The sequence below is a fragment of the Bradyrhizobium sp. WSM4874 genome (assembly GCF_055811835.1).
In genome coordinates this window covers 161,321-187,476 of record NZ_JBVVPR010000001.1, presented here as the reverse complement: position 1 = coordinate 187,476, position 26,156 = coordinate 161,321, and the positions used below count along the sequence as shown (strand labels likewise).

The window sequence follows — 26,156 nt, the reverse complement described above, 5'->3', positions numbered from 1 at the left end:
GTGAACGCGCTCAATCCCGCACAGTCAAAAAGAACCCGCCGGAAAGCTTAATTTCAGCGAGGGGCTGAGGACTCAAGGCCGTCCGCAGTCGGTCCTATTAGCGAAATGCCAGTAACCGGGTCTCGACCGAGCCCACCATGACCGGGTCTCTGTGCCTTCGCAGCGGCAGAAACCAGAATTGTTCCGCCCTCGGAACAGAGGGTTTCGGTTTCGACGAACTTATGTTTGCAATAGAGACAAAGGTGCGGCAGAACTTTTTGTTACGGGCTGGCTGCATATTTCACTTGGTGTTTTTAACCCGGCTTCATTTGACGACGCGTGGGCCGCAGCGACTTAACCTCCCGCTGCGGCCTTCGCCGCACGGCAGGCCAGCGTGAAGCGGCGAGCGCCCCTCAAGGTACGGCCTGTCGTTGAGGCCTCATAGTCGGAGGACCGTGAGAACGGCTCAAGCGTCTCCAGCCGCAGCTTTCCCGTCTGCTCCGCTGATCGAGTTTCGCAAGAGCGGCTCGCCCTGAGCATTTAGCCATTGGGACAGCTGGCCGCGAGTCGATTCCGGTTGCACTAAAGGGGCGGAATCCCGCATTATGGTTTTGCTGGGCGAAGCGGACCTACGGTGGCTCTGAAGAACCCTGAGGCTATTGCGGCAGTCGTGACCGCGCTCCGGTTTACTCACGGCGACGAAACGGCCTCCAGCTCTCTGAATTTTAACGCCTTTACGGTTTCCTGACGGAAGATCGGGATAACTGGCTAGAGGGGCGGGACGGCAACGCGCAGCGTGGGCCTGCCATCGACGAAGACCCGCAGCCGATCGGTATCATCGATCGCCCCAACATGGCTGGCGGGGCGACGATCGATGTCGATGTTGGTGAACTGCACGCGACCGGCATTCAGCTCCTCGAGGAAGGCCTGCACGGTGCTCGCTTCGACGAGATCGACATAAGTGTCAATCTCGTCGCTGTTACCAACGCTGAGATTGGCGATGCCACCAAGCTTGTGTGCGTCAGGCATTTCCGGCGTCGTCTGGCTAAGTAATTCCCATGCTGGTTGCCGGCAGCGCCTCATTTGAGGCTCCTCACTTGAGGAGATAGAACATGATAAGCTCGGGCCGCAAACTCGGTCCTGAGAATGATGCCGGGCACTCAATGGTTACTTGCGCTTGGCGCTTCGAATTACCGTTCCTTAGTGCGCATTGAACGCTGGACCACCTGCGCCTTTCTTGGCCCCATGTTGCTCGCTGGGAGCCGCCCGAGCAATGTGTGAAGCTCCCGGAAGGAACCCACGAGGCGCGCATTCCGCATCGGTACCCATGGCGCACTTCCCGCCAGAAACAATTTAAGACGCCGACTCGTAAGCGTTTGACGCAGGTGATCTTGATAAGTCGCTGTCGCCCGGCGGGTCATGTATGAAGACCCCGAGACGACAAGAACGTCCGGCTTCAACTTTTTGAGTAGGGGAGCAAGTTCTTCCGCGGGCGGGCCTTCGCCGACCCAGTGAACTTGCAAACCCGCTTCTACCAGCACCAACTCCGCGAGCGACAGTCCCAACGTGTGTCGCTCCCCAGGCATAGTCTGCAGGATGGCAACACGTGAGGCGTTGCCATCCGACGAAATTTCATTAACGCAGGCCGCCGCAGCGCGTCGGAACGCCTCGCTTGCAATATGTTCCTGGAACACATTGCAATCACCAGCTTCCCAAAGCCTCCCGATTTCAACGATGACCGACGCAAGCTCGTCGGCCACCTGCGCCCAATCTCCACAGCGCTCTCGAGCAACGAGAAACATCGTCTTTAGTCGCAGTGAATCTCCGGTGAGCATAGCATCGAGCCACGCAGCCAGCGGCTTTGCCAACTCTGGAGGACGCATCGATGCGATCAGACGCCGCAATTCAGCCACGGGTATGCGTCGATGACCGCCGTTTGTTCGTTCTGCGCGTAATAGACCGCTATCGACCCATCGCTGGATCGTTGCGGGCGCGACATTCAATCGGCGTGCAGCCTCTCCCGTCGCGACGCTATTTTGTGCTTTCATCGCTATTGAGCCTACTCGTAAGCGCTTAGAGTTCCACAAATCCGACGGACCATCAATGGCACATTGACATCTTGCGCGAGTTTTGGTATCCAAATTCAATCAATCCGCTATTTACCTCGATGTACGTGCCGTCGAATGCGTTTGTCGAGCGTGATCGGCGGGAGCTTGCTGTCGCCGGTTCAGCGGGTTGCTGGCCGCTGTGCGGCGCGGGTTGAACCAGGAACGATTCTTTTCCTCTAAGATGGAGAAGTCGTCATGAAGCATTCGCTTCTCGCTGCAGCAGCCGTCGGCGCAGTACTCTTGACAGCGTCGCCGGCTCACGCACAGACCTCGCCTGCGGCAAGCTCTTCCTTGAATGGCATCGTGCTGCCTCGGTTGGAGGCGGATTTGGCGCGTTTCTTTCAAGGATAGTGCGAGGCGGCGCGGCGGCGCTCACGCTAACGAGGAGTCGGAATGTGCCTTGGCCTGTGGCCCTCTTGCCAATTTGCTCCATGGAAGACGGATCGCCCCAAGGCAAGACCGCCTGGCTGACGCGGCCCTACTACGTCCCTCCGCTTGGCAAAGGCCTGGATTGCGTCGGGTATTCAGCGATCGCCGACGACAAGGCTTTTAGGGCGGTGAATCTAGCGTTCGCACATGGCTGGCAGCTTCTCTGTCACTGTAACGGGGACGCGGGCCGCCGACGTCTTCATCGCCGCTCTCCAGGATCCGACGAAAAAGCACGGAAAAGCCGATCGCCGCGCAGCAAAAAGCGCTGGTAAAAATTATCGTTTCGTCGAGCAATCATGGGCTCGCCAGTCTAATGCGTGATGTACCCTTGTCTCCCGAGCCGGGAAGCGGTTCTGTGGACGTCGTGGCTCGCGAGGACGCAGAGGTCCCGCCAACACACGTACGTGCCGAGTTGGAATGCATTCTCTCTAGCCAGCACTTCCCGGCCAGCGAGCGTCGTCGCGCATTCCTGCGCTTTATTGTCGAGGAGACGCTTGCCGGCCGTGGCGATAGCCTGAAGGGCTATACTGTTGCCTTGGCCGTATTCGGCCGCAAGGAGACGTTCGATCCTCAAGCTGATCCGGTCGTCCGTCTCGAGGCGCGCCGCTTGCGGCGAGACTTGGACAGCTACTATGTAGGCGCCGGACGAGACGATGCCGTGCGTATTGTCGTCCCCAAGGGATCGTATGTTCCTTATTTCGGGTGGTTCGCCCGCTCGCCCGTACCGCCGTTGATGTCTGCTGATACTGCGCAAGTGAACGGCGCGAAGCGCGTCCGCGATCCAAGGAGGTCCGACCTCTCTTGGAGAGTGCTGATCGCTGCCGCCTCGGCGGCCATTCTGTCCATTGGGCTCGCCGCGCTGTGGATTTGGATGCCACGATCGCCCCCGCTTGTATCCTCGCGCGAGCCTGCGGTCCTCCTCATGCCGTTTGAGGCACTGAGCCCTGGAGAAAGTGCGCGCCATTTCGCCGCGGGCATTGGTCAAGAATTGACCAGCAATCTGATTCAGTTTGAAGGCTTTCGGCTTTTCACCTCGCCGACAGGTGGCGGCCAGCCCCCGAGTTCAGCCGCCGCGCAATTCGGCAACGGCCTTGACGTTGTCTACGCCATCAGCGGAAGCGTGCAAACTAATGCCGACGAAGTGCGGGTGACGACAACTGTATCAAACGCGAGCAACAGGGAGATAGTTTGGGCGCGAACATACACCCGATCGGCCGATCCCCGATTGCTCATGGAGACTCAAAAGGAACTCGCGGGCGAAATTGCGGGTCTCATCGGCCAACCGTCGGGCGTGCTGCGGAACGACATTCGCAACAGCCCGTCCCCGCGCAGCATGGCAAGCTACAACTGCGTGTTGCGGGCTTATGAATATCAGCGCACTTTCTCGCATGCGCTTTTCGCTCCTGTCATGGAGTGTCTCAAGGAAACCGTTCGACGGGATCCCCGATACAGTGACGCATGGGCGATGCTCGGATGGCTGCATGTTCACGCGGGACGCCTGGGCTACACCGGGGCCGGCAATACTCAAAAGGAATACGCCGAAGCTCTGGAAGCAACGTCGCGCGCGGTCAAGCTCCAGCAAAATAGTCCCCTTGCGCTGAAAGCCCTTGCCGCGACTTATCATTTTTTGGGCCGCTATGAAGAAAGTGATCGCATTAGCCGACAAGCGATCCGACTCAATCCGAACGATCCCGATGCGCTCGGCCAGTTCGGTTGGCGGCTCTCGATCCGAGGAAACTTTGCCGAGGGCGTCCCACTGCTCAAGCGGGCGATAGAAGGCTCGTTGAGCCCTCCGCCCTGGTATTTTCATTTCATCGCCGTTGATCTGTATATCCAAGGCCAGTATGAGCAGATGCTGCATGTAGCCGAACAGGCGGCGTTGAGCGATACGGGGTTCAGCCAGTTATTGATCGCGATCGCGAATGCAGAACTGGATCGTCGCGACGACGCTGAGGTCGCACTTGCAAAGCTGTCGCGACATGAACCATTGGCGAGCGATCCCGCAGGTTTTCTTCGCCGCAATGGCGCGGCTGATCAAGTTGTTGACGCTCTCACGACTGGCCTGCGCAAGGCGCGGTCACATTGACCCGGGCAGAACTTTCAATCCGGTCAAACGCGGCCTGTTCGCTTTGGTTCGCGCCGGCAAAAGACCGCCTGTCGGCGGCCCTCTGTCAGCCGTGAAGGGACTGGGCACGGTTACGGGCGAATCCCGTTCTTACGCGCGCAATCGCGGTAGGCGGAATAGCCTGCGGAGTTTCGCATGGCCGTGGCTCCGCTTGTCATGCTGCCGGCAGCAGCCGAGGCAGCTTCGTTCGCCTGTCTGAAACATTCAGCACGGATTGCGTCGGTATCTTTCTTTGGCGCAGCATCGGCTGGACGGGCACTGCCAAGCGCCAGCACAAGTAGGCCTAAAGTGCTCAGTGTTCTTGCATTCAACATCATCCTCTCCCTTGATCCGTTGCTTCTTGGATAGCCCATCCCACCGGCTCAACCGGCAGCTTAGCCCTCGAAAGTTTGCTTCAAGAACAGAGGCGATCAAGATACGGACATGTTCGCACCGGTCCTACGGAACCGCTGCATGGAGGCGTCAACCCGCGCTGCGGTTGGTCATGTCGAAAACGGCGTCCAAAGAAGAACAGGGTCGTCGGCTTGCCGAGGAATTCGCTCCCAGAGGTTTAGACAAATCGCGAGAATTGTTTCGAGTGAAATCAACCCGGACTGCTGGATGGACAAAACTGCGCCCGAACGAATCAAAGTCGTTGGCTGGGGAAAAGTGACGTATAATGCCAAGAGCATTCATGGCGTCTAACTGGTCGGCCCGAAGGGTCTGGCCATGTATCAGAACAACTCACAGCGAGCCATTTGCCGCGCTCTCATTGAGGTTCGTTGATTGGGGACTAGGTTCCGTCCTACTAGGGACAATATCGCAAGGGCGACCTTCGCCGTCTCCGCCGAGACCAGCGGATCGACGATCGTGATGCCTTCGCTGCCCTCGATGATCGTCATGTTGGACTGGTCCTGGTTGCGGACCTGATAGATGCCTTCCACTATCTCGAACAGGGCGGAGATGTTGATGAGCCGGGATTGCCGCCACAGGCTGGGATGGACTGTCTCGGGCGCGTTGGCGTGCTTGATGAAACCGTACTGCTGCGCAGCCACATCGCGTCGCCTGCGCTTCCATCTCAACTGTCCCATCTGCTTCGGCTTAGGCTTTGTCTGTGAGAACCACCAGACCGGGCCTGGAGCGAAGAACTTGGCTGCTTGACGACGTCAACGAAGGATCCGCACGTCGAGAGTGCTTTGCGTTCCCACGCCGCAGCGTCTTTGCCGCGGCGGACGTCGGCCGTCGACGACGTGGCAATATCAGCAATTGTAACGAGAAGTTGCGCGGTACAACACCGGCAGACAATCTGTAGTGGCAATCCCTCGCGCCGCATTTTCGCGGCTGAAAATTCTATCGACGAATACTAGAGTTGAATCGGGCTGGCTTTGGAGACCGCGGATGGATGTACCGCGAATTCAATCGGCTTCGCCTTCGGTAACGCCAGCCGGAGATCCGGTCGCATTCGACCCGCAGCGCTTGTGCTTCCCCGCCGACCTGTGGCGGTTCCGCTCGTTGCTATTGGGAACGGCGGTAACGCTCGCCTACGGCCAGGTCGCGGTTGCGGCGGATCGCATCCACCTTCGATACGATGGCTACCCGCCCGCAACGAATGATTACTGCATCAATGCGAGCAGCGTACAAGGCGATCCGCAAATCGGTTTCATGTGGCGCTTCAGCAAGAGCGGAACGCTGACCGGCGGGCCGACCTTCCTCGACATGAGGACAGACCCGGCCATCGAAGTATTCCCCCCGTCATTCGATGATCATGAGAAGTTCAGGGCCTATGGCAGTGCCCTGGGACCGCTGCTCGGTGAAAAGTCCCTTTCGAACGAGGTGAATGCATTCACCAACCAGTTGTGTTCCATATCGCCGCCATCACCGCCGCCGCCTCCACCGGGGCCACCACCGCCGGGGCCGCCGCCGCCGCCAATTCCGCGGCTTCCACGGCACTGGAACGGCTTCATACCGTTTCCAGATTTCGGGCCATTCCCGCCGCCGTCACCGCCCTCACCACCGCCTCCGCCACCTCCGCCGGGGCCACCGCCGCCGCCAGCACCACCCGGGCCACCTCCACCTCCGCCGCCGATGCCGGTGCCGCATGCGAATTTCGCACGCGCATTGGGGACGGATTTTGCGCGCAGCTACTTCCTCTCGGACGCGATCCTGGCCGGGTTCAACCAGTACGCAAGCGTTGCCAACAGTCCGACCTCGGCATCGATGGGCCACGGTTGGCACGCATGGGTCACGCCGCGCCAGGTCAATTTCACCGACCGGGTCGTCGGGCTCACGTCGCAGGGCACGCTGTCGGAACTCACGTACGGGCTCGACTATCGTGTCGGCCCGGACCTCATTGCGGGTATCGCGCTCAATCCGGAAAGCACCAAAGTCACGTATGACGGACTGAATGCGTCGATTTACCAATCGGGAATTGGCGGCGGGCCTTATCTGGGATGGCTCATCACCCCAACAACGCTGTTCGATGCCTGGCTTGGGTACGCGCGACTCGATCGCGCCTTCGACGCTTTCGGGCACGGCGCCAATATGCCCGTCGACCGCGTCTTCCTGTCCTCGAGCATCACCCAGATCATCGATACGCCCTGGATGCGTGTCCTGCCTCGATTTACGGTTTTTCATGCTCACGACGACGTCTCGGGTGTCACGAGCGGTCAGGGATTTTCCATCCCCGGCCAGGCCTATAGCTGGGGCCATGTGGAAGGCTCGGTGGAGCTCAACCGGGATTTCGGTCTTGATTCCCGATTTATGCTGCAGCCGTTCGTCCAGGCCACATTGCGGTACGACACGCAGCAACTGGTCAACACCATCACAACGATCAACGGCACGGATATCGAGCTCTCGCGCTTGCACGGGCAATTGCGCGGCGGCGTCCGGACCCGGCTCGGATCCCAGGCTGAGTTGTGGCTCTCAGGCGGCTATCTGTCCTTCTTTACGCCCGGGATCGATGCGTGGGAGGCGAAGGCGCATTTTCGCATGCGGTTCGACGAGGCGAGCTCGGCGTTTGCTGCCTTCATGCCGGTCAAGGCCAAGCCGATTCTGCCGTATAGCTGGACCGGCTGCAGCATCGGCGTGAACGCCGGCTATGGTTCGGCCAATGCCGAATTCTCTTCGGCGCCGAATGGAGCCGTCGTTGAGTTTGCTCAGATCACCGGAACTCTCCCCCAACTTGCAACCCAGCAGGCGGGCTCGAACGCCGCTCGACGCAAAGGCGGGGCTACGGCCGGCGGAGGCGTCTCCTGCAATGTGCAGTATGGCAAGACGGTCGTCGGGCTCGAAACAGATTTGAACTACACCGATCTGCAATCGTCGGAGCTGCGCGGACCATTCCCGCTGGCGCCGGGAGTCAACAACACCTGGGAGAACAGCTTTCGATCGAACTATCTCGGGACCATCCGCGGACGCCTCGGGTTCCTGGCCAACCCTTCGAACATGTTCTACGTGACCGCGGGCTTGGCGTATGCGGAGTTTGCCTTTGCGACCGCGGCGGATTTCCCTGGCTTCTCCGGCTTTCGATTTGCGGGGGCTGACTCGCGCGTGAAGCCGGGCTGGACGGCGGGCTTCGGCTGGGAAACCGTTGTGAGCGGCCCGTGGACGGCCAAGTTCGAGTATCTTCACGTCGACCTCGGCGATCGCAGCGCCCCGGCACCACAGAATGTCGGTGCGCTGAGCCCATTTGCATGGACACATTCGGCCAAATTGAGCGACGACGTCATTCGCCTAGGGTTGAGCTACAAATTCACCGGTGCGCCAAATGGAGCTACCGGCTGGTTCGCGCAATGAGACAATAGCAGGATCGATGCCGAAGCTTGTGGCCTACACGCTCGACGGACATGAACTGGACATCCGTCCTGCTCCGCTCGAACGCGACTGGATGGATGCCAGCGACCAGCGGTTCGCGTATCGCTGCCTGCCGCTGAACATCGCAAATGCTCACGGCTGGGAACTGCTCTGCCCGTCCGGGTTCTCGGCGCGCTGGGACGGGCTCAACCACAAGGAGACCATTCGGATCAAACCTGATCTCGGCACAGTGGCGCCCGCCGTGAGCCATTTCGGTCATGGCGTTTTGACGTTCCATGTCCCCTGCCTGTTTCGCACGGATCCCGGTTTCGACCGAGCGTGAATACAAGCTATGGTCTGACGGTCGCAGCGCCTTCAATAGCGACTTGCAGCAGCCGGGATCGGAAGCAACGCAGCAGCGCTGGCAGAAGGCATATTTTCGTGGCCTCAATCCGTCTGGCGAGGAAGCGCGTGCGGACCACCGAAGCCGCCTTCGGGTGAAGGATTTCAAGGTAAGGGATTAAAGCTGCACGCTCGACGGTATTGTGAGGCCGGCACATTTGGAGATGCACTGCAAAGATCCACTTCGATTTCGCAGCGACTTGTGACCGAACGGCTACAGATTCCCGGCTTCGATTCTGCTCTACTTGTGATCTTGACGGCGTTCGGGGGTACAATGAAGATTGTTTTCTCAACTGTCTGCCGAATCGCGATCGCCGCTTCCGCGGCGCTGGCGTTGTTTTCTCAAGCAGCTCGCGCGGATGAAAATGGTGTTTCGCTTTGGCTTCCGGGCCAGTTCGGCAGCCTCGCTGCTGCGCCGGCCGTTCCCGGCTGGTCGCTCGGGATGGTGGCCTATCACACCAGCGTGGAAGCTTCAGGCAACGTTGCGGCAGCACGTCAAATCCAGATAGGCCAAGTCCCTGCAACGGCAAACGTCAGTCTCAACGCCAATCTCAAGGCCAATGGCGATTTATTTTTTGTTGCACCGACATATACGTTCGCCACGCCGGTGCTCGGCGGTCAGCTTGCCGTCGGCGTCACCGGGATTGTCGGCCACCTCGACACCAGCATCGCCGGCACGCTGACCGCGCAGGTTGGACCAATCGTCGCGACACGCAATGGATTTTTGTCGGATTCACTGACCGGCGTAGGTGACCTCTATCCGCTGATCTCGTTGAAGTGGAACCAGGGTGTTCACAACTATATGGTGTACGGATTCGGCGACATTCCCGTGGGCGCCTACGAATCGACACGTCTATCCAACATCGGCATTGGGCATGGCGGGATCGATCTGGGCGGCGGCTATACCTACCTCAATCCGGCGACAGGCAACGAGTTCTCCGGCGTCGCCGGGTTCACCTACAATTTCAAGAATCCGACCACACAATATCAAAACGGCATCGATTTCCACTTCGACTGGGGAGCATCGCACTTCCTGTCCAAGCAGCTTTTTGTCGGCCTCGTCGGGTATGCCTATCAGCAGATCACCGACGACTTCGGCGCGGCACCATTTCTGGGCGGATTCAGGTCGCGCGTTCTCGGTGCAGGTCCTCAACTGGGCTATCTATTTCCAATCGGCGACAAGCAGGGGTATCTGAACCTGAAGGGTTACAAAGAATTCGCGGCAGAGAATCGCCCGGACGGCTGGAACGTGTGGTTGACCTTCGCTATTTCGAATGCCGCCCCCACGTCAACCGTAACACCAACGAAACATTCGATCACAAAGTAGGATTCAACGGGTTCGAATCCTCGACATCGCCGTCAGCTTTCTCCTCGAGGAGCTCGTAGACCCGGGTCTCGGCAGCCATTCCTTTGGCGACGGCCGAATCTACGAACCGGCAGCGGAAGCGATGCTTGACCCGTGCGTGCACGGCGTCGCTGACCAGAATTTGCGTTCCGTAGTCCTTGTTCAGTCCTTCCAGTCGCGCGGCGAGATTCACGACGTTGCCGAGTGCCGTGTAGTTCATGCGTTCGGACGAACCAACATTGCCGACAACGGCCTCGCCGGCATGGATTCCGAAGCGCGTGTGGAACGGGGGCAATCCCTCTGCGTCGAACTGACGATTGATGGCTTCGTTGACGGCTTTCGCTTGCAGCGCGGCACGACATGCGCGCTCGCAATGATCGGCTTGCGGATTCGGCGCGTTCCAAAACGCCATCACGGCATCACCGATGAATTTATCGACTGTGCCACCCTGCGTTAGGATCACGTCCGTCAGGGCCGAGAAGTATCGAGACGTCTGCTGCATGAGAGTATCGGGATCGGCTGCTTCGGCGATGGTGGTGAAGTTTCTTACATCGGTGAACAGGGTCGTGATCTCCTGCCTTTTGCCGCCAAGCTCTGTGGAGATCGAGTAGTCGAGTACACCTCGGACGATCTCGCGCGGTACGAGCCGCGAAAACGACCAGATGGCGCGTTGAGACTTGTGTATCGTCCTGCCCAGGGTATTGAGCTCCGTGACGAAAGATCCGATCGGCCGGCCTGGCGGCGGCGCCATGGTGTGGAGGCGGTCTGCTTCGACCGTGATGTCCTTGACTGTCTTTGACATTCCGCTGCCGAAAATCCAGGCCGCCGGGATGAACAGACAGCATGCGATCACCGCCAGGATCTTCGCCCTCCTGTTGAGATCTCTGATGCCAGAAGCAAAATCATCCTCAGGCGCGACAAGCAGAACATTTCCCGTCAATGTTGGACCAATGGCGATGGTTTCGAGGCGAGCAAAATACACCTTGTGGTCGCTCCAACGCAGCTTGCACCAATAGGGACTCGCCTTGTCCCACTCGGCGATGATCTCGCCCTCGATGCTGCCCTTGAGATCATCCGTGCTTGGAAGCCTGGCGCCGTTTGGATTGGCAGACGAACGAGCAAACATGGCGGCGTAGTCGCGGTGCGCGATCACGGTATCACTGGCGTCGAAGATCGAGAGATAGCCGCTCTTGCCGAACTTCAGGATCGGCTCCGAAGCGCTATAGACGTCGAGCTTGAGATCGACGCCGACAACTCCCAACGCTGATCCTTGAATAGGCGCGCTGAACGTGATCATAGGGACGCGCAGATTGAACGAAAGATAGGGCGCGGAGGCGACTAATTGCCCGGTTTCCCGGGCATTGAGGTACCAATCGCGCTGCCGGGCATCGTAGCCGCGTGGCGGTATTTCAATTTGTGCGATCCGGTTGCCGGTCGCGTCCTGAAACACGCGCGTGGTCGGCATTTCCTGAGCACCATTCCAGCGGGTGACCGTGACGGCAAATGCCGCTTCGGGTGGACCTCCCACCCGACTGCGCTGCTCGCCCTTCAAGCCGACCAACCGTTGAACCTGGAGCCAGTGGCCGTTGCCATAACCGACATAGATGCTGTCCAATGCGGGCCACTGTAAAAGATTGTTTCTCATCAGCGCCGCCGACGAACTCGCGGCGTCCGGCTCGTCTGATCCGGCAATCGCCGGACTGAAAGCCAGCGTTCGGGTTGCCCGCGAGAGCATCTCTACCTGGTACTGCAGCAGCGAAATCGTGTTCTTGCTGGCCGCCTCCATCGTCGAGGAGGCGGCGTCTTCAATAGCAAGATCGAGCGTGCGGATCTGGACAAAAACCAGCAGAGCGGCCAACAGGCCGATCATCAACATGACTGAGGTCGTAAGAGTGACACGAAAACTCATGGCACATCCACCGCACACACCCGCATTCGCAGATGCCGAAAAACTCCGGAGCAGCCATCGACGAGATGGAATCCAACGAGCCTTTACCCGCGTTTTCCTCTTTCTTTAGCCGGCTGCATGACTGCAGCCGCTGTTCTCCATTTGCATCCCGCATCCGGCTTCCATTCAGAACCAGACACCCTGGACCGCCGCAAATCGTAACCCTGGGTGGCGGTCAACAATCATCCGGATGGCGACATCGCCCATCCAGCCGCGATGAGGGCGCAGCTTCATCGCGCATATCTATTTCAATCGAATAGTGACCCCGCCGACGGCCGCCGACACTTCAGCCCCGACTCTCGGTCCACTGAGCTGGAGGATCACGCCGTTGCCATTCTGGAGCTGAACACCACCCGCGCCGGCCGCAATCGCGCCGCCGGCGCCGATTGCGCTGTAGCTGCCTTCGAATGATGCAGGTCCTCTGAGGTTAAGCGCCCGTCCCGTGAGCCTAGTCGTCGAGGCGCCGATCGTGAAGCCCACGCTCATGCCCGAAACGGTGAAGGGGTATTGCCTGCCGTGATAGATCAGCACGCCTTCGCCCCCACCCACCCCGACAATGAACCCGCCCTTGGTGAAGACCACAGCGACCCTTCCCGTATCGGCTCGCGATGCCGAACTGAAGCATGTGATCCCTGCGAACAGGGCAGCAACCAGAGCAGCGCAAATGGCAATTCTTCTCATGACCTCTCCTCTTGCAAAAGCATCAGGCACTCTGACGATCCTCTTCCGCATGGACCGATTCTCCCTAGAACGGATTGACGTAGTTGAGGATTGCGAGCTGGCGTAGGACCACGCGGCGAACGATGTGGGTCGGCTTCAAATGCTCGGTGTAGATCGCGGCCGTTCCGGTGCTGCCGGCCGGCAGGCGGTCGGCAAAGGCGCCGTCATCAAGCTTGACCCGCACGATGAAAGGAGCGGCCTCGATCGCTTTCGACACCACCGCCGTACCCGAGGTCTGGATCTGGCCGGTCGCGATCGCCTGAAGCACGCTCTCGACCTTGCCGGCATAGATTTGTCCCGGCGCGAACTTGAAAGTGACTTCGACGGCCTGCCCTGGCCCGACGTAGCGCGCATCGATCTGGTTAATCTCGACGCCGATGATGGTGTTGGAGGTGTCGATGAAGGCCATCACCGGAGACAGTGATAAAGTCCCCACTCGCGCCCCCTTGCGGAGAGCAAGATTGGTGACATAGCCATCGGCCGGTGCGCGCACGACAGTCTTGTCGAGATTCCATTGTGCCGCCTCGAGCTGCCCTGCGAGCTGGTCGACCTCAGCCTGGCGCTGCTCGACGTCAAAGGCGCGGCCGGCGTCGCGTTCGTAGAGTTGCGTCATCTGGCCGAGCCGCGTCTTGGCGAGCTTGAACTGCGCCTCGATGGTTTTCACCTGTGCCGCGTAGGGCGTCGGATCGATCTTGAACAACACGTCGCCGGTCTTCAGCGGAGTGTTCGCCACCACCGGCACGTCCATCACCTCGCCCGCCACTTCCGGCACGATCGAGACGGCATTGCGCGCCACGAGCGCGTTGCCTTGCGGGGCGCCCCAGCCCATCGGAACCAGGAGGCCAAACATCACGAGCACCAGCACGATGAAGGGCGAGGCCTTCCAGAACGCATTGAAGGGCACGATCTTGAAGCGCACCAGCAAGAACAGCAGCAACAGGTAGATATTGAGAATCGCGACCGCCATCAGACGTCTCCCGCCTTGCGCGCGGGAACGTCGACATAAGCCCAGATCAGCGCAACCGGCCACAGGGCGAAGCCGAAGAACAGCGTGATCCAGCCGGCGACTGTCACCGCCTCCGCGTAGGGGTGGTTGCGGGATTTCGCGATGTGCCCCGGCAACCAACCCGCGATGCAGACGACCCCGATCGCGCTCACCAGCAGGATGACGAGCACGATCCAGGCGAAGATGTCGTAACCGCTCATTGGCAATCCTCTAGCTGGCCGGCTGCGGTTCTTGGAATATCCCTCTTGCCGGTCATGATCTCAGGCCCTGGCCGATAAAGGCGTACGGTACAGTCCAGCCCTTCCTCATTGCATCGGCTCCAGCGGCGGCAGCTTCCATGCCCCGGTCATGGCAGCCTTGCTCGGGCCATAGACGCGCGCGACCAGGCTGCACTTCCCCGCCGGCGCCGGCAACCAGTTGCTCTCCTTGTCCGTTCCCGGCGAGGCGTTGCTCACATAGATCGTCAGCGAGCCGTCCTTGCCGTATTGAAGGCCCTTGGTACGATCGCCGATCGAGTAGCGGTTGATCGGATTGGCGTAGAGAAACCGGTCCGGGATCGTGTACATGGTCATCGACCAGAAGAATTTTGCCGGAGGCAGATTGGGCTTGGTAAAATGCACCATGGCCGACTTGCTGCCGTCGCAAACGTAGCCGCCGTACCAGGCTTCCTCGAGCGAGTTACCGTAAAGTCCCTTCATGGCGCCGACGTCGCGTTGCAAATAGTTGGTCTTCAACTGCGCGCGGGAACCGAACAGACCGTTGGTGCTGAAGGTCTTGGCTGCCAGTGCATCGATCTCCGCCTGCCCTTCTTTCACGCCGGCATCGATCGCAGCGAGCGTCGCGGGATCGACCTTCGAAGCGTCCCACGGCCGGTCGGGTCCGATACCAATCTTCTCGAAGCGCTTGCGGATCGCGAACTCGCTTGGAACGGGCGGTTCTGCGAATTGCAGCAGGAAGTTCAGATAGCCGATGAAATCATGGGTGCGAGCCTTGGCCTTGTCATATAGCGGGAATTCGATCGGCGGCGGTGCCGGCGGCGCGGGCTGCTTCAGGAAGGCACTCAGCGGCTGAAGCTTGTATTGCGCCTGGATCGCCTTGACGTTCGGAACGTCCTCGGGTCCCTGCAGCGCGGTACGCGTCAGCGTTCCGACGATCTCGGTTTCAGACTTGAACACGTCCTTGATTCCGGCCGGCTTCCTGCCGCGCCATTTCGGTCCGGCAATCAGGTAGTTGCTGGCGCCGAAGCCCGTCGATCGCACGCCGATGTAAGCAAAATTCTGGGTGAACAGGTCGATCCATTGCATCACGTAGTAACGATCCTTCGGAACCGACGGCACGCTGACCACCATCGGCTCCGCGCGCAAATCAAGCCACGCCCAGGAGTACGGCGTGTCGTTGTTCGGCGTCACGATGTCCTTGTTATCAGGCGTGAACGGCTCCGAATAATGCCGGAACACGTTGAAGCCGCCGACATACCCATTTGCGGCCTTGTCGACCGCCTGGGTGCGCCAAGTCTGATAGCTCTCTATCATCGCGTAGGAATAGACATAGGCGTCCTTCGCAATCGCCTTGGCCTCGGCCGAGGAGACGGATTGCGCGGACGCGCATGTTGACGAGATCACGAATAGGGAAGCAGCAGCTGCCACAGCACGAAGAAACATCATCGAACCTCATTTTTCGAACTTGAATCGATCGCTTGCCCCTGTCGGCGCCCTGATCGGCGATCGCAGGTGTCATCCCGCTTGCGTCAACGTCCCGGACCGGGCCGCTGAAGGCCCGGCTGCTTTCAAAGGCGATCGCCTCAGGACGGCCCCGCATCACCGGCAATAATCCCAAAATCCCTGTGTCCGGGACGGGTCGGTGTAGTACCAACACATGCCGGGTGCGGGTGCCGCACCCGCCCAGGCAGCCGCCGTGGCCGCGCTCACGAAACCGATCGCCGCACTGGCGGCGATAGCGCCGCCTCTTGGCCAGCGGTAGTTGCCGGGCCGTGCCCAGCCGCCGCCTCCGCGCACAACCGTGGTGCTGCGAACCGCGACATTGCCGCGCGGCCCGCGGACCGCGGTTCGGCCGTGATAGGCTCCGCTGCGAGGGCCGACCGCGGCGCCGCCGCGGTGCACCACGGCGCCACCGCGCGGGCCAACGGCAGCTCCGCCGCGGTGACCGGCAGCGCGCACCTCGATGAGATCAGGCGGTGCCCTGATGTTCTGGTGAATTGTCGCGGGTGACAGCGGCGCCGCCAAGGCAATTCCGCCCGGCATGGAAGCGCTCGACGTGACCATCAGGACGGCGGTTGCGAACGATATCGTGCGGGTGTGATTGGACATCAAAGCACCTCTTGAGATTGTTTACGGTGGTATCGTTGTGTTGCGACGCGCGCGACGAAATCGGCAATCGCCTTTTTCGCCGCGCCGTCATCCCTGGCCGTCTCCTATCGCGGCTTGAGCGTTTCAAGCTCGTTGAGCCGTTTCAGCGCCGCCTGTTGCCGGAGCATTCCGTAGTTGATGCTGCCCGCGTTCAGCGAACTGCCTTCCTGATAGGGGAACTGGTCGAAATCGGAGAAGAACTCCTTGATCTTGCCCTGCACCGGCACGATCAACCACATGTTCTGGGCAAGGAATTTCATCGCCTCTCCGCCTTCTTCCAGACCACGTTCGTATGGGTCCATGCGCAGATTGGTGATCAACGACCAAGCCGTCACCTCGCGCGTGCCTGTTGCGATGTTTCCCTTCGACGAGGCAAAGCTCAGCTTCCAGTCCTTCCACCGGATGGCATTGAGATTGCCGCCCTGATCGAAGTAGTAGATCGCGTCGCGCGGGCCCTCCTTGGCATCGCCCTTCAAGTACGGCAAGAAATTGTATCCATCGAGATGGACCTTAAAGTTCTTCCCGTTGGCACCCGCGAAACCGGTCTTCATCCTCTCCTTGACATCAGGGATCCCTGCCGCTGCGGCCAAGGTCGGAAACCAGTCGATCAGCGAGATGATGTCGTTGTACTGGGTACCGGGCTTCACCACGCCCGGCCAGCGCACCATCATGGGAATGCGCATGCCGCCTTCCCACGTCGTGCCCTTCTCGCCATGGAATGGCGTCATGGCTCCGTCGGGCCACAGCGCGATCTCGGCACCGTTGTCGGTCGTGTAGAGTACGATGGTGTTGTCGGCGATGCCGAGATCGTCGAGCTGCTTGAGCAGCTCTCCCACCATCCCGTCATGCTCCACCATGCCGTCGGCATGGATGCCCTTGCCGGTCTTGCCCAGCGATTCCTTTTTCAGATGGGTAAAGACGTGCATGCGCGTCGAGTTGAACCAGACAAAGAACGGCTTGTCCGCCTTGGCTTGCCGGCCGATGAAGTCCTTGGCTGCGCCAAGGAATTCCTCGTCGACCGTCGGCATGCGCGCTGTATTCAGCGGACCGGTGTCCTCGATCTTTCCATCAGCGGACGATTTGATGACGCCGCGCGGACCGAATTGCTTCCGGAAGTTCGGATCCTTCGGATAGAAATAGCCCTCCGGCTCCTCTTCGGCATTGAGATGGTAGAGATTGCCGAAAAACTCGTCAAAGCCATGCTTCGTCGGCAAATGCTCGTCGCGATCACCCAGATGGTTCTTGCCGAACTGCCCGGTGGCGTAACCTTGCGTCTTCATGGCATCGGCGATCGTCGGCATCCAGTCCTGGATGCCGTGGGGATCGCCGGGCATGCCGATCGTGAGCAGGCCGGTCCGGAATGGCTCCTGGCCGAGAATGAAGGAGGCGCGGCCGGCGGTGCAGCTCTGCTGGCCGTAGGCGTCGGTGAAGATCGCCCCTTCGCTCGCGATGCGGTCGATGTTGGGCGTGCGATATCCCATCATGCCCATGGTATAGGCGCTGATCTGCGGGATGCCGATGTCGTCGCCGAAGATGACCAGTATGTTCGGCTTGCGGCCCGAGGCGCCTGGCGCCGGAGTTGCTGCGGGAGCCGCCTTTTGCGCTTGTGCGAGTGCCTGCGATGTTAACGTCGCTGCGGCGACAAGTGATGACGAGCCGAGCAGCACGGCGCGGCGGTTCATGGTGGAATTGTCAGCATGGGTAGGATCGGCGACGGTGTTGTCCTGCTTCTTCTCGGTGCTCATTCGGCGCTCCTTGATGTCCAACTTTGATTACGGTCGTTGGTTCGGGTCTTGCAGTCTGCTTGCTCGGCCTCCTCCTTCGCTCATCGGGCAGGCTTTCTGCCCACGTAAGCCGAAGCGCTAGAAGCCGCGGCCGGATTCAGGTGCTGGGGTAGACGTGTGTTCGTGTGGACCCGCGCGCGCGAGCGCACGCTGCGCCGGGCGACGGCGACGCCGCGCCACAATTGACTCGGTGACCAGTGGCCTGCGTCGCGCTGAGCTCCGAATAGTTCGCCTTCGAGAACCCCAAGCTGCAGGTCTAGCGAAGGGTCGCGCGCAATCGCCTTGAAAGCGCCAAGCGTATTGTCCGGCGGCGCTGCATCCAGATGCGGCAACCAGTCGAGCAAGGCGAAGTACGCGGCCCTTGCATCGCGGTGACGAACCGCGCGACGAAGCCTACCGAAGGCAAAGGCTTCGGATTGCAAATTAGCCTGTCGCCGCCTGCGATGGTGGTCGGCGAATCGCCGCACCACGCCCGGTCCGAACCACGCGAGTGCGGCGATGCCGAGAACGGCGAGCAGTGCGAATGGCCAGTGTTCTGCGGCGAAGTCGACGAAGCCATCCCAGGTCCAACTCCTGCTCGACCCGCCAGCAGGCGCCGTGCCGAGCGCAGCGGGATTGACCGCGACCTTCAACGGCACGACATCGAGATGAACCGTCTCGACTTTACCGCTTCCGACATTCCACCAGCCGAAATCGATCGCGGGCAGCACATAATCGCCGGGCCGCTCCAGCATGTAGGTCGCCGAATCGATCCGGGTCGACGTCATGACGTCGGTGCGTCCGTCCGTGCGGTCCTCGAGCGACGGCTGCGCCGGATAGAGCCTCAGCCCGTCGATCGTCGCGAACGACTGCGGCGGCAGCAGCATCGCGGGCGTACCTTCCGCCCTGATCGTCACTGTGCGCGTCACGGCATCGCCGGCCCTGAGCTGATCCGACGAGCGCTTGACCTCCTGCTCGACCGTCAGCTTGCCGGCAGACAAAAAGGGTTGCAGCTCGACGGCCGCGTCGGGAATGAAAGCCTCAAAGGAAACATCGGGCAGCGTGACGTCGACCTCGCGCGTCGCCGGTGGCTCAGCCGCATACTTGATATGTGCCTTCTGGCCGGAGACGGCGTAGGAGCCGGGCTCCTGCGGATAGATGGCGTATTCGAACTGCACGCCCGCGTAAGCGACGCCGTCCCGCTGCTCGTTAGTGTTGACGCTCTGCAGCTGCCGCGTCACGGCATTGCGCACCTGAAAGCCCGGCAACTCGGGCGGTGACGTCATGTAGTTCGGCGCCAGCACGACGATATGGATCGTCGCCGGCTGCCCGACCACGACGCGTGGCGGATCGATCGTCACTTTGACGACCGGCTCGGGCCCAACAGCCTGCTGCGCGAGCGCATTTTGCGACGGCAGCGCGATCGCAACGGCGAAGACGGCGAGCCAGCACCTCATGGCGACGCTCCCTTCTGCACCGGCGCCGCCGCCTGGACTGCGAATTTCAGCTTCAGGAAATCTGCGGGCGAAGTCTGCACCTGGCGCATCCAGGCCTCCGCCGCCCCTGCGGTCGTGACGTCCTGCGGCGTAACCTTGATCGTCTTGCCGCCTTTCTGCTTGGGATCGATGCGCATCTCGTCGGCCTTCTGATCCGGCGGCGAGTCATCGCCTTGCTCCTGCTTGCGCCGCTTCGTCTCCTTGGCGTCGAGAGCGGCCTGCACGATCGCACGATTGCTCTTGGCGGCGACATTGTTCGGCTGCACCTTCAGCACGTCGTCGTAGGCCGCGATCGCCTTTTCGAAGGCGTGGTTTTGGGCTTGGGCGTTGCCCAGCGCAAACGTGCCATCGAGGGTTTTGACCTTTGCAAATTCCTGCGCAGCCACAATGAAATCATAGGCGCGATATGCGGAAAGGCCGCGCCACATCGGGTCGGCAAATAGCGTTGCGGCGGCGCGATAGTCGCCGCGGTCGAACGCGAGCCGGCCCTGCTGATCCGGCGTCAACCAAAGATTAATGACGCGCAAGGCCTCGCCGGCCCGCGATTGACCGGCATGCGTTACGATGAGCAGGGCAACAACCCATGCCACGGTCGTACCGCGCCGGAACCAAAGCAGGATCAGCAGCACGAGCGGCAGCAGCAGCCAAAAGCCTTCGTCCTGCCATCGCGTGCCAAAAGCATCGCCCTGCGCGGACTGAAAGCGCGTTTCGATCCGCCGCTCCAGCCGCAGGATGTCGCTTCCATCTATGCTGACCTTGACGGCGTCGCTTCCGAGTGCAGCGGATGTGGTGCCCGCGGCCACGGCGAGCATCACGAGATTGTTGCGCCCAGCCGCCTGCCGGATCGCGGCAGCGTCGGCGGTGCCCAGGTCGTCGGCAACAACCATGATCGTGCCGGCAACCGGCTCGGTCGCGAGCGACTGTGCGGCCAGGGCAACCGCATCGGCCACGTCCTTGCCATCGGCCGGCATCAATCCCGGCGCCAGCGCGGCGAGGAAGGGCGCGATGACCGCGCGGTCATCGGTTAAGGGCATCACGAGATGAGCGGTCCCGGCATACGCGACGAGACCGGTTCTGGCGCCGGCACGGGCCGCGAGGAGGTCCGCAATCTTCTGCTTGGCGCGCTCGAGGCGCGAGGGCGCGACGTCGCTCTCGCTCATCGAGGACCCGACCGCGAGCGCGATCATCAGCGGTGCCTTGTCCTCGACGAAGGGCGGCAACTCGCGCCGCCAGGTCGGGCCGGACAGCGCGATTATGCCGATCGTCATGGCGGCCGCGACGAGATAGAGCGGATTGACGCTGCGCCCCGGGCCGGGCTGAACGATCAGATGGGCTAGGAGATGCGGCGCAATCACACCGCCCCATTGCGCCCGTACGCTTTGTCGCCAGAGCAAGAGCGCGAACACGGCGGCGACCGGTATGAGTGCGGCGAGCCACAGCGGACGCAGCAGGTGGAACGATATGGCGGCGGCGTCATGCATGGCTGACAGCCTTCACCCGGCGCCATTCGCTGCCGAGCAGCAATGCGATCCACAGCAACAGGCCGAGGACGACGGCCGCGCCGAGCGGCCATTGAAAGAGCGGCAGCTTCGGCCGCCACGACAGCGTCTGGAGCTTGGCCGGCGCGAGCCGGTCGATATCGGCATAGATTGCCTGCAGCTGCATACCATCCTCGGCCCGGAAGGAATGACCGCCGGTGGTGCTCGCGACGGACTGCAGTACGCTGAGATCGACGCGATTTTCGCCGGATGCCGCGGGATCGCCGACCCCGATCGTGTAGACGGTCACGTCGTTCTGGCGTGCGATATCCGCGGCATGCTCGGGTGGCACGCGGCTTGCCGTGTCGTTGCCGTCGGTCAGGAGGACCAGAAGCTTCTGTTTTGCCGTGCTCGTCACGAACGTCTTGATGGCAAGCCCGATAGTATCGCCGATCGCGGTCTGCTGGCCCGCCATGCCGACGGCGGTCTGGTCGAGCAATTGCTGCGCGGTCTGCAGATCCTGCGTGAACGGGACCTGCACATAGGCCCTGGTGCCGAACAGGATCAGCGCGATGCGATCGCCCTTCCGCCGCGCGATGAAATCCTTGATGACGCGCCTGACGCCGTCGAGGCGCGTCAGCGTCGCGCCGTCAGGCGCCTTGAAATCGCGCTGCTCCATCGATCCCGAGATGTCGATGGCCAGGATCAGGTCGCGCGCGGAAACTTCCCGCGTCACGGGATCGCCGACCCATTGCGGCTTGGCCAAGGCTGCAACCAGGAGAATCCAGATCGCGATCGCTGCGATCATCTGCACGGCGCGGCGCTCGAGTACCACGGCACCCCGTTGCGGCGTCTGCCCGGTCGCGGCGGCCAACCGCTCGAAGAACGGCACCTGGATCGAGGCCTGTTGCGCGCGGTAAGGCGGCAACAACCACCAGACGAGGACCGGCAGCGGCAGCAGCAGAAACATCCATGGCCAGGCGAATTCAAGCATGGTGTCCCCCGATCCAGCGGCACACCAGATTCGAGAGCGATTTCAGCTCGGCTTCGTCCGGCTGAATTTTCTGATAGGGCCCGCTGACAAGCAGGCGCCCAATACCTTGCGAAAACTCCTGCCCGCCATAAGAACGGTCAAGGAAGGAAAGCCATGCCGGGCCGGCCAGGGATGCCACCTGCTCGCGCGGAAATGCCGCGAGCGCAGTCCGCCGGACCAGCAGGGTCAGTCGCGTCAGCAAATCTTCAGGCCCAGCGGGGCTCGTCTCCGCCATCAACCGCAATTCGGCGAGCGCCTCCCGGCGATAGCGATTGACGCGCCGATAATGCACCAGGCGCCAGAGCACAGCGACCACGACCGCAAGCAGCAGCACAATCGCAATCCGCGCCTCCCAGGTCTGCGGCCACAGGCTGATCTCTGGGGGCAGTGGGATATCGATGAGCCCTGCAACGGGATCGATGGGTTGAGCGTCAGCCAAGGGTCGCCTCCGTCCTTTGGCCACCGCCGCCGCGTCCGTGCCTGGCCGGCATCCCGCCGAGCAGGCGGCGAAGCTGCGCTGGAGTTCCTTCGGCTGCGCTGAGCGGCAGCACGGGAACACCGAGCTCGTGCGTCAGCGCAAACACGCCCTTCAGACGCTCCTCCGTGGCCTGCGAAATGCTCTTGCGAACGGTGTCGCGACCAACCTCGAGCTGGATCTGCAACTCGCCATCGGTCACGGTCATGCTGGCGGAAGGCGGCAAATCGCTCTGCAGGGGATCATGGACCAGCAAGGCTACGACGTCATTGTGCTGCGCCATCGCGCCGATCATCTGGCGCGTCGCATTGTCGGCACCATCGAAATCGCTTATCACGACCACGAGCGCGTCATGCAGGGCGCGGCGCCGCGCATGCTCCAACGCCGCGTTTAGCATCGTGGGCGCGGAAACGAGACCGCGCCCGACGCCGAGTGCCTGGTTCTGAGTCACGATGGCCGACAGGATCTGAAGCACGGTTGCCCGGCTGCGCCGCGCCCTCACCTCGATCAGATCCTTGTCGTTGAATACGATGGCGCCGACACGGTCGCCGACACCGAGCACGCGCCATGCGCCGATCGCCGCGGCTTGCGCCGCGGTCACCGATTTCATCGCAAGCCGGCTGCCGAAGAACATCGACAGGCGCTGGTCGACCAGGAGGACCGCCTGCCGATCGCGCTCCTCGTTGAAGACGCGGATATGGGGCTTCTGCAGCCGTGCTGTCACCTTCCAGTCGATGGAGCGGACATCATCCCCGGCGCGATAGTCCCTGATCTCCTCGAAGCTGAGACCACGGCCACGCACGCGCGAGGCAAAGCGGCCGGACAGCAGGCTGTGCACGGGCTGGCGCGGCAGGAACGAAATCTTGCTCCCGCGGAGTTCGAGCGCGATGAGATCGTCGAGACCGACATAGACACCAGGCGTTTTGGCTAATGTCTCGGTCATTGACGGCCTCAGGCTGACGCAACCAGTTCGATGATCTTGTCGATCACCTGGTCGGGCGTAATCCCCTGTGACACGGCCTCGTAGCTGAGGATCAGCCTATGCCGCAGGCAGTCGTGGATCACCGCGCGGATGTGGTCTGGCGTCACGAACTGGTATTCGTCGAGCCAGGCGCGGGCACGCGCGCACCGATCGAGCGCGAGGCTGCCACGCGGGCTGGCGCCGACTTGAATCCATTTGCCCAGCGGATCGCCATAGCGGCTGGGGAAGCGCGTCGCGAAGATCACGTCGACCATGTACTTCTGGGCAAGGTCGGAGACAAAAACGCCGTCGATCTCGCCGCGCGCGTCCAGGACGGCCTGCTGCGGTATGGGCGCGGGCTCCGCAGCGTGATCCTTCGGCTTCTGCGCGTTCTCGTTGCGATTGAGTTTGATGATCTCGCCTTCGACGGCTTCATCGGGATAGGTGATGACGACATGCATCAGGAAGCGGTCGAGCTGGGCTTCCGGCAGCGAATAGGTGCCCTCCTGTTCGATCGGATTCTCGGTCGCGAGCACCATGAACAGGTCGGGCATCTTGTAGGTCTTGCCGGCGACGGTGACCTGGCGCTCCTCCATCGCCTCCAGCAGCGCCGACTGCACCTTGGCCGGCGCGCGGTTGATCTCGTCGGCAAGCACCAGATTGGCGAATATCGGTCCCTTTTGGAACTCGAATTGGCCGCCCTTTTCGGTCTGGACATAGATTTCCGCACCGGTCACATCCGACGGCAGCAGGTCCGGCGTGAACTGGACGCGCGACAGATCGGCCGCAAGATGTTTCGCCAGTGTCTTGACCGCACGGGTCTTGGCAAGACCGGGAAGACTCTCGATCAGCAGATTGCCGTTGGCAAGCAGCCCGATCAGCATGCTTTCAACGAGATGGTCCTGGCCGAGCACAGACTTTCCAATCCGCGATTTCAGCTCGAGCACGGCATCGCGGGCGGCCGAAGCTCCCTTTGAACTTTCGGGCTCTGTCGCGGCACTCGATTTATTGATGCGAGGTTCCGGCATGGCTCTCATTGATTGAATGATGCCCGGCCGCCGCGATTGGCGACCAGGGCATTGTGCTTGCGACCCCTACTTCGTCCCTGCCTTGTCGAGCGTCTTCATCATCGCCTCGATCATCTGGTCGATGCTGAAGCTCGCGGAGCGCTGGCTCGGTGGATAGTCCTTGAAGGTCTGAAGGAACGGCGCCACCCGCCAGGTGCCGTACTGAAGAAGGTAGGCATTCTTGGCCAGCCAATCGTAGTACTGATCCGAGACAACATCGGCACGCTCGAAGGGGTCCATCCGCAGATTGAAGACCTTCGGCGCCCGCAAGCATGTGAACGGGTTGGCCCACACGATAAAGCCACCCGGCTGCCGCTGCTCGCAGTACACGAGCTTCCAGTCGTTGTAGCGATAGGCGACCATCTCGCCATCGTCATTGAAGTAGTAGAAATCGTTCCGAGCGGACTTGCCCTGGCCTGTCAACAACGGCAGTTGATTGTAGCCGTCGAGGTGCACCTTGAACGTCTTGCCGCCCAGATCGGTGCCCTTCAGCAACCGGTCCTTGATATCGGTGTCGCCAGCTGCCGCCAGCAGCGTCGGGAACCAGTCGAGACCGGAGATCATCTCGTTCGAGACTTCGCCAGCCTTGACGCGCCCGGGCCACCGGACCATTGCCGGCACCCGGAATGCACCCTCCCAATTCGTGTCCTTCTCGCTGCGGAACGGCGTCGTCGCTGCGTCCGGCCACGACCATTGATTGGGCCCGTTGTCGGTGGTGTAGACGACGATGGTGTTGTCGGCGATGCCGAGATCGTCGAGCACCTTGAGCAGCTTGCCGACATCGCCGTCGTGCTCGATCATGCCGTCGGCATATTCGTTGCCAGGCATGCCGCTCTGGCCCTGCATTGACGGACGAACGTGAGTAAACGCGTGCATGCGAGTCGTGTTCATCCAGGTGAAGAATGGTTTATTGGCCTTCGCCTGCCGCTGCATGAAGTCGATAGCCGCAGCCGTCGTCTCGTCGTCGATCGTCTCCATCCGCTTCCTGTTGAGCGGGCCGGTGTCCTCGATCTTGCCGTCGGCCGAGGCCTTGAGCACGCCACGCGGCGTATTGCTTTTGGTGAATGTCGTATCGTTCTTGGGGTAGTAGGGCCGTTCGGGCTCTTCCTCGGCATTAAGATGGTAGAGATTGCCGAAGAACTCGTCGAAGCCATGCTTGGTCGGCAAGAACTCGTCGCGGTCGCCGAGATGGTTTTTGCCGAACTGTCCGGTAGCGTAGCCGCGCGCCTTGATGGCCTGAGCGATCGTGACGTCACGATCTTGCAGGCCCACCGTGGCGCCGGGAATGCCGACCTTGCAAAGGCCGGTACGCAGGCAGACCTGGCCGGTGATGAATGTGGAGCGTCCAGCTGTGCAGCTGTTCTCCGCATAATAGTCGGTGAACAACATGCCTTCGTTGGCGATGCGGTCGATGTTCGGCGTCCTGTAACCGACCAATCCGCGCGTATAGACGCTGATGTTGGACTGACCGACATCGTCGCCGAAGATCACCAGGATGTTCGGCTTTGCGACGTTGGGCTGTTGCGCAGATGCGGGCGAGCAGACGAGAGGAGAGAGGCTCGTTGCAACGAGCGCTGCAGCGAAGATAGTTCGAAGCATCCCGCCGGACCGGGAATGGCGATTGGGACCTTCATTCATCCCGGAACCCCGACAATGGTCTTTCTTTTCGAACTTCATGAGCTTT

At 61.2% G+C, this 26,156-nt stretch carries 23 protein-coding genes; 6 read left to right on the top strand and 17 right to left on the bottom strand.

The genetic code is table 11. The annotated features are described in order from the left end of the window. Window positions 1–747: 747 nt before the first annotated feature. A complete protein-coding gene (locus tag AC0L3P_RS00885; RefSeq protein WP_275168279.1) occupies window positions 748–1,008 on the bottom strand; it encodes a hypothetical protein in 261 nt (86 codons plus the stop codon). A gap of 161 nt (window positions 1,009–1,169) precedes the next feature. Then, window positions 1,170–2,027 (bottom strand): helix-turn-helix domain-containing protein, encoded by an 858-nt coding sequence (locus tag AC0L3P_RS00880; protein ID WP_275168280.1) that lies wholly within the window; start codon window positions 2,025–2,027, stop codon window positions 1,170–1,172. Window positions 2,028–2,663: 636 nt separating this feature from the next. On the opposite strand from AC0L3P_RS00880, the gene AC0L3P_RS00875 reads away from it, so the two are divergent. After that, window positions 2,664–2,837 carry a hypothetical protein gene (locus AC0L3P_RS00875; protein WP_275168281.1) on the top strand — a complete coding sequence of 58 codons (174 nt, stop codon included), beginning with the start codon at window positions 2,664–2,666 and terminating at the stop codon, window positions 2,835–2,837. A 91-nt stretch (window positions 2,838–2,928) separates the two neighbouring features. Beyond that, the gene (locus AC0L3P_RS00870) at window positions 2,929–4,602 is read left to right on the top strand and encodes a tetratricopeptide repeat protein (RefSeq protein ID WP_275168282.1); all 1,674 of its coding nucleotides are present in this window, start codon (window positions 2,929–2,931) and stop codon (window positions 4,600–4,602) included. A 752-nt stretch (window positions 4,603–5,354) separates the two neighbouring features. On the opposite strand, the gene AC0L3P_RS00865 is transcribed toward AC0L3P_RS00870, so the two are convergent. Continuing rightward, window positions 5,355–5,675: a hypothetical protein gene (locus AC0L3P_RS00865; RefSeq protein WP_275168283.1), complete on the bottom strand. Its 321-nt coding sequence runs from the start codon at window positions 5,673–5,675 to the stop codon at window positions 5,355–5,357. A 343-nt stretch (window positions 5,676–6,018) separates the two neighbouring features. Between AC0L3P_RS00865 and AC0L3P_RS00860 the strand changes: the two genes are divergently transcribed. The 4 genes from AC0L3P_RS00860 to AC0L3P_RS00845 all read left to right on the top strand — a co-directional run bounded on the left by AC0L3P_RS00860 (window position 6,019) and on the right by AC0L3P_RS00845 (window position 10,141). Beyond that, entirely contained in the window at window positions 6,019–8,415 is a 2,397-nt protein-coding gene (locus AC0L3P_RS00860; RefSeq protein ID WP_473300811.1) for an autotransporter domain-containing protein, read from the top strand. A 28-nt stretch (window positions 8,416–8,443) separates the two neighbouring features. Further along, on the top strand, window positions 8,444–8,755 hold the full coding sequence (locus AC0L3P_RS00855; RefSeq protein WP_473300810.1) for a DUF6065 family protein: 312 nt from the start codon (window positions 8,444–8,446) through the stop codon (window positions 8,753–8,755). Then, entirely contained in the window at window positions 8,709–8,936 is a 228-nt protein-coding gene (locus tag AC0L3P_RS00850) for a DUF6065 family protein (protein ID WP_473300809.1), read from the top strand. The genes AC0L3P_RS00855 and AC0L3P_RS00850 overlap by 47 nt, the downstream gene beginning before the upstream one ends. A 152-nt stretch (window positions 8,937–9,088) precedes the next feature. Then, the gene (locus AC0L3P_RS00845) at window positions 9,089–10,141 is read left to right on the top strand and encodes a SphA family protein (RefSeq protein WP_275168286.1); all 1,053 of its coding nucleotides are present in this window, start codon (window positions 9,089–9,091) and stop codon (window positions 10,139–10,141) included. Here AC0L3P_RS00845 and AC0L3P_RS00840 read toward each other — a convergent pair. The 14 genes from AC0L3P_RS00840 to AC0L3P_RS00775 all read right to left on the bottom strand — a co-directional run bounded on the left by AC0L3P_RS00840 (window position 10,131) and on the right by AC0L3P_RS00775 (window position 26,071). Beyond that, window positions 10,131–12,035: an adenylate/guanylate cyclase domain-containing protein gene (locus AC0L3P_RS00840; RefSeq protein WP_275168287.1), complete on the bottom strand. Its 1,905-nt coding sequence runs from the start codon at window positions 12,033–12,035 to the stop codon at window positions 10,131–10,133. The two genes, AC0L3P_RS00845 and AC0L3P_RS00840, sit on opposite strands and share 11 nt — an antisense overlap. A gap of 315 nt (window positions 12,036–12,350) precedes the next feature. Beyond that, window positions 12,351–12,788, bottom strand: coding sequence for a hypothetical protein (locus AC0L3P_RS00835; protein WP_473300885.1), 438 nt, complete (start codon window positions 12,786–12,788; stop codon window positions 12,351–12,353). Window positions 12,789–12,852: 64 nt separating this feature from the next. Continuing rightward, window positions 12,853–13,794 (bottom strand): HlyD family secretion protein, encoded by a 942-nt coding sequence (locus AC0L3P_RS00830; protein ID WP_275168289.1) that lies wholly within the window; start codon window positions 13,792–13,794, stop codon window positions 12,853–12,855. Beyond that, the gene (locus AC0L3P_RS00825) at window positions 13,794–14,033 is read right to left on the bottom strand and encodes a DUF3302 domain-containing protein (protein ID WP_473300808.1); all 240 of its coding nucleotides are present in this window, start codon (window positions 14,031–14,033) and stop codon (window positions 13,794–13,796) included. Before AC0L3P_RS00825 ends, AC0L3P_RS00830 begins: the two co-directional genes overlap by 1 nt. 105 nt (window positions 14,034–14,138) lie before the next feature. After that, complete coding sequence (locus AC0L3P_RS00820) at window positions 14,139–15,497, bottom strand: DUF1254 domain-containing protein (RefSeq protein WP_275168291.1); 1,359 nt, start codon at window positions 15,495–15,497, stop codon at window positions 14,139–14,141. Between the two features lie 153 nt (window positions 15,498–15,650). Then, window positions 15,651–16,160, bottom strand: a complete 510-nt coding sequence (locus AC0L3P_RS00815; RefSeq protein WP_275168292.1) for a hypothetical protein — start codon at window positions 16,158–16,160, stop codon at window positions 15,651–15,653. Between the two features lie 104 nt (window positions 16,161–16,264). After that, window positions 16,265–17,881, bottom strand: coding sequence for an arylsulfatase (locus tag AC0L3P_RS00810; protein ID WP_473300884.1), 1,617 nt, complete (start codon window positions 17,879–17,881; stop codon window positions 16,265–16,267). Window positions 17,882–18,024: 143 nt separating this feature from the next. Further along, on the bottom strand, window positions 18,025–19,419 hold the full coding sequence (locus tag AC0L3P_RS00805; protein ID WP_275168294.1) for a BatD family protein: 1,395 nt from the start codon (window positions 19,417–19,419) through the stop codon (window positions 18,025–18,027). Beyond that, window positions 19,416–20,939 (bottom strand): VWA domain-containing protein, encoded by a 1,524-nt coding sequence (locus AC0L3P_RS00800; RefSeq protein WP_275168295.1) that lies wholly within the window; start codon window positions 20,937–20,939, stop codon window positions 19,416–19,418. The genes AC0L3P_RS00805 and AC0L3P_RS00800 overlap by 4 nt, the downstream gene beginning before the upstream one ends. Further along, entirely contained in the window at window positions 20,932–21,930 is a 999-nt protein-coding gene (locus AC0L3P_RS00795) for a VWA domain-containing protein (protein ID WP_275168296.1), read from the bottom strand. The genes AC0L3P_RS00800 and AC0L3P_RS00795 overlap by 8 nt, the downstream gene beginning before the upstream one ends. Continuing rightward, complete coding sequence (locus AC0L3P_RS00790) at window positions 21,923–22,408, bottom strand: DUF4381 domain-containing protein (protein ID WP_275168297.1); 486 nt, start codon at window positions 22,406–22,408, stop codon at window positions 21,923–21,925. The genes AC0L3P_RS00795 and AC0L3P_RS00790 overlap by 8 nt, the downstream gene beginning before the upstream one ends. Further along, the gene (locus AC0L3P_RS00785; protein WP_275168298.1) at window positions 22,401–23,387 is read right to left on the bottom strand and encodes a DUF58 domain-containing protein; all 987 of its coding nucleotides are present in this window, start codon (window positions 23,385–23,387) and stop codon (window positions 22,401–22,403) included. Before AC0L3P_RS00785 ends, AC0L3P_RS00790 begins: the two co-directional genes overlap by 8 nt. An 8-nt stretch (window positions 23,388–23,395) precedes the next feature. Next, complete coding sequence (locus tag AC0L3P_RS00780; RefSeq protein ID WP_275168299.1) at window positions 23,396–24,433, bottom strand: AAA family ATPase; 1,038 nt, start codon at window positions 24,431–24,433, stop codon at window positions 23,396–23,398. 66 nt (window positions 24,434–24,499) lie between these two features. Further along, complete coding sequence (locus AC0L3P_RS00775; protein WP_275168300.1) at window positions 24,500–26,071, bottom strand: arylsulfatase; 1,572 nt, start codon at window positions 26,069–26,071, stop codon at window positions 24,500–24,502. Between the last annotated feature and the right edge of the window lie 85 nt (window positions 26,072–26,156).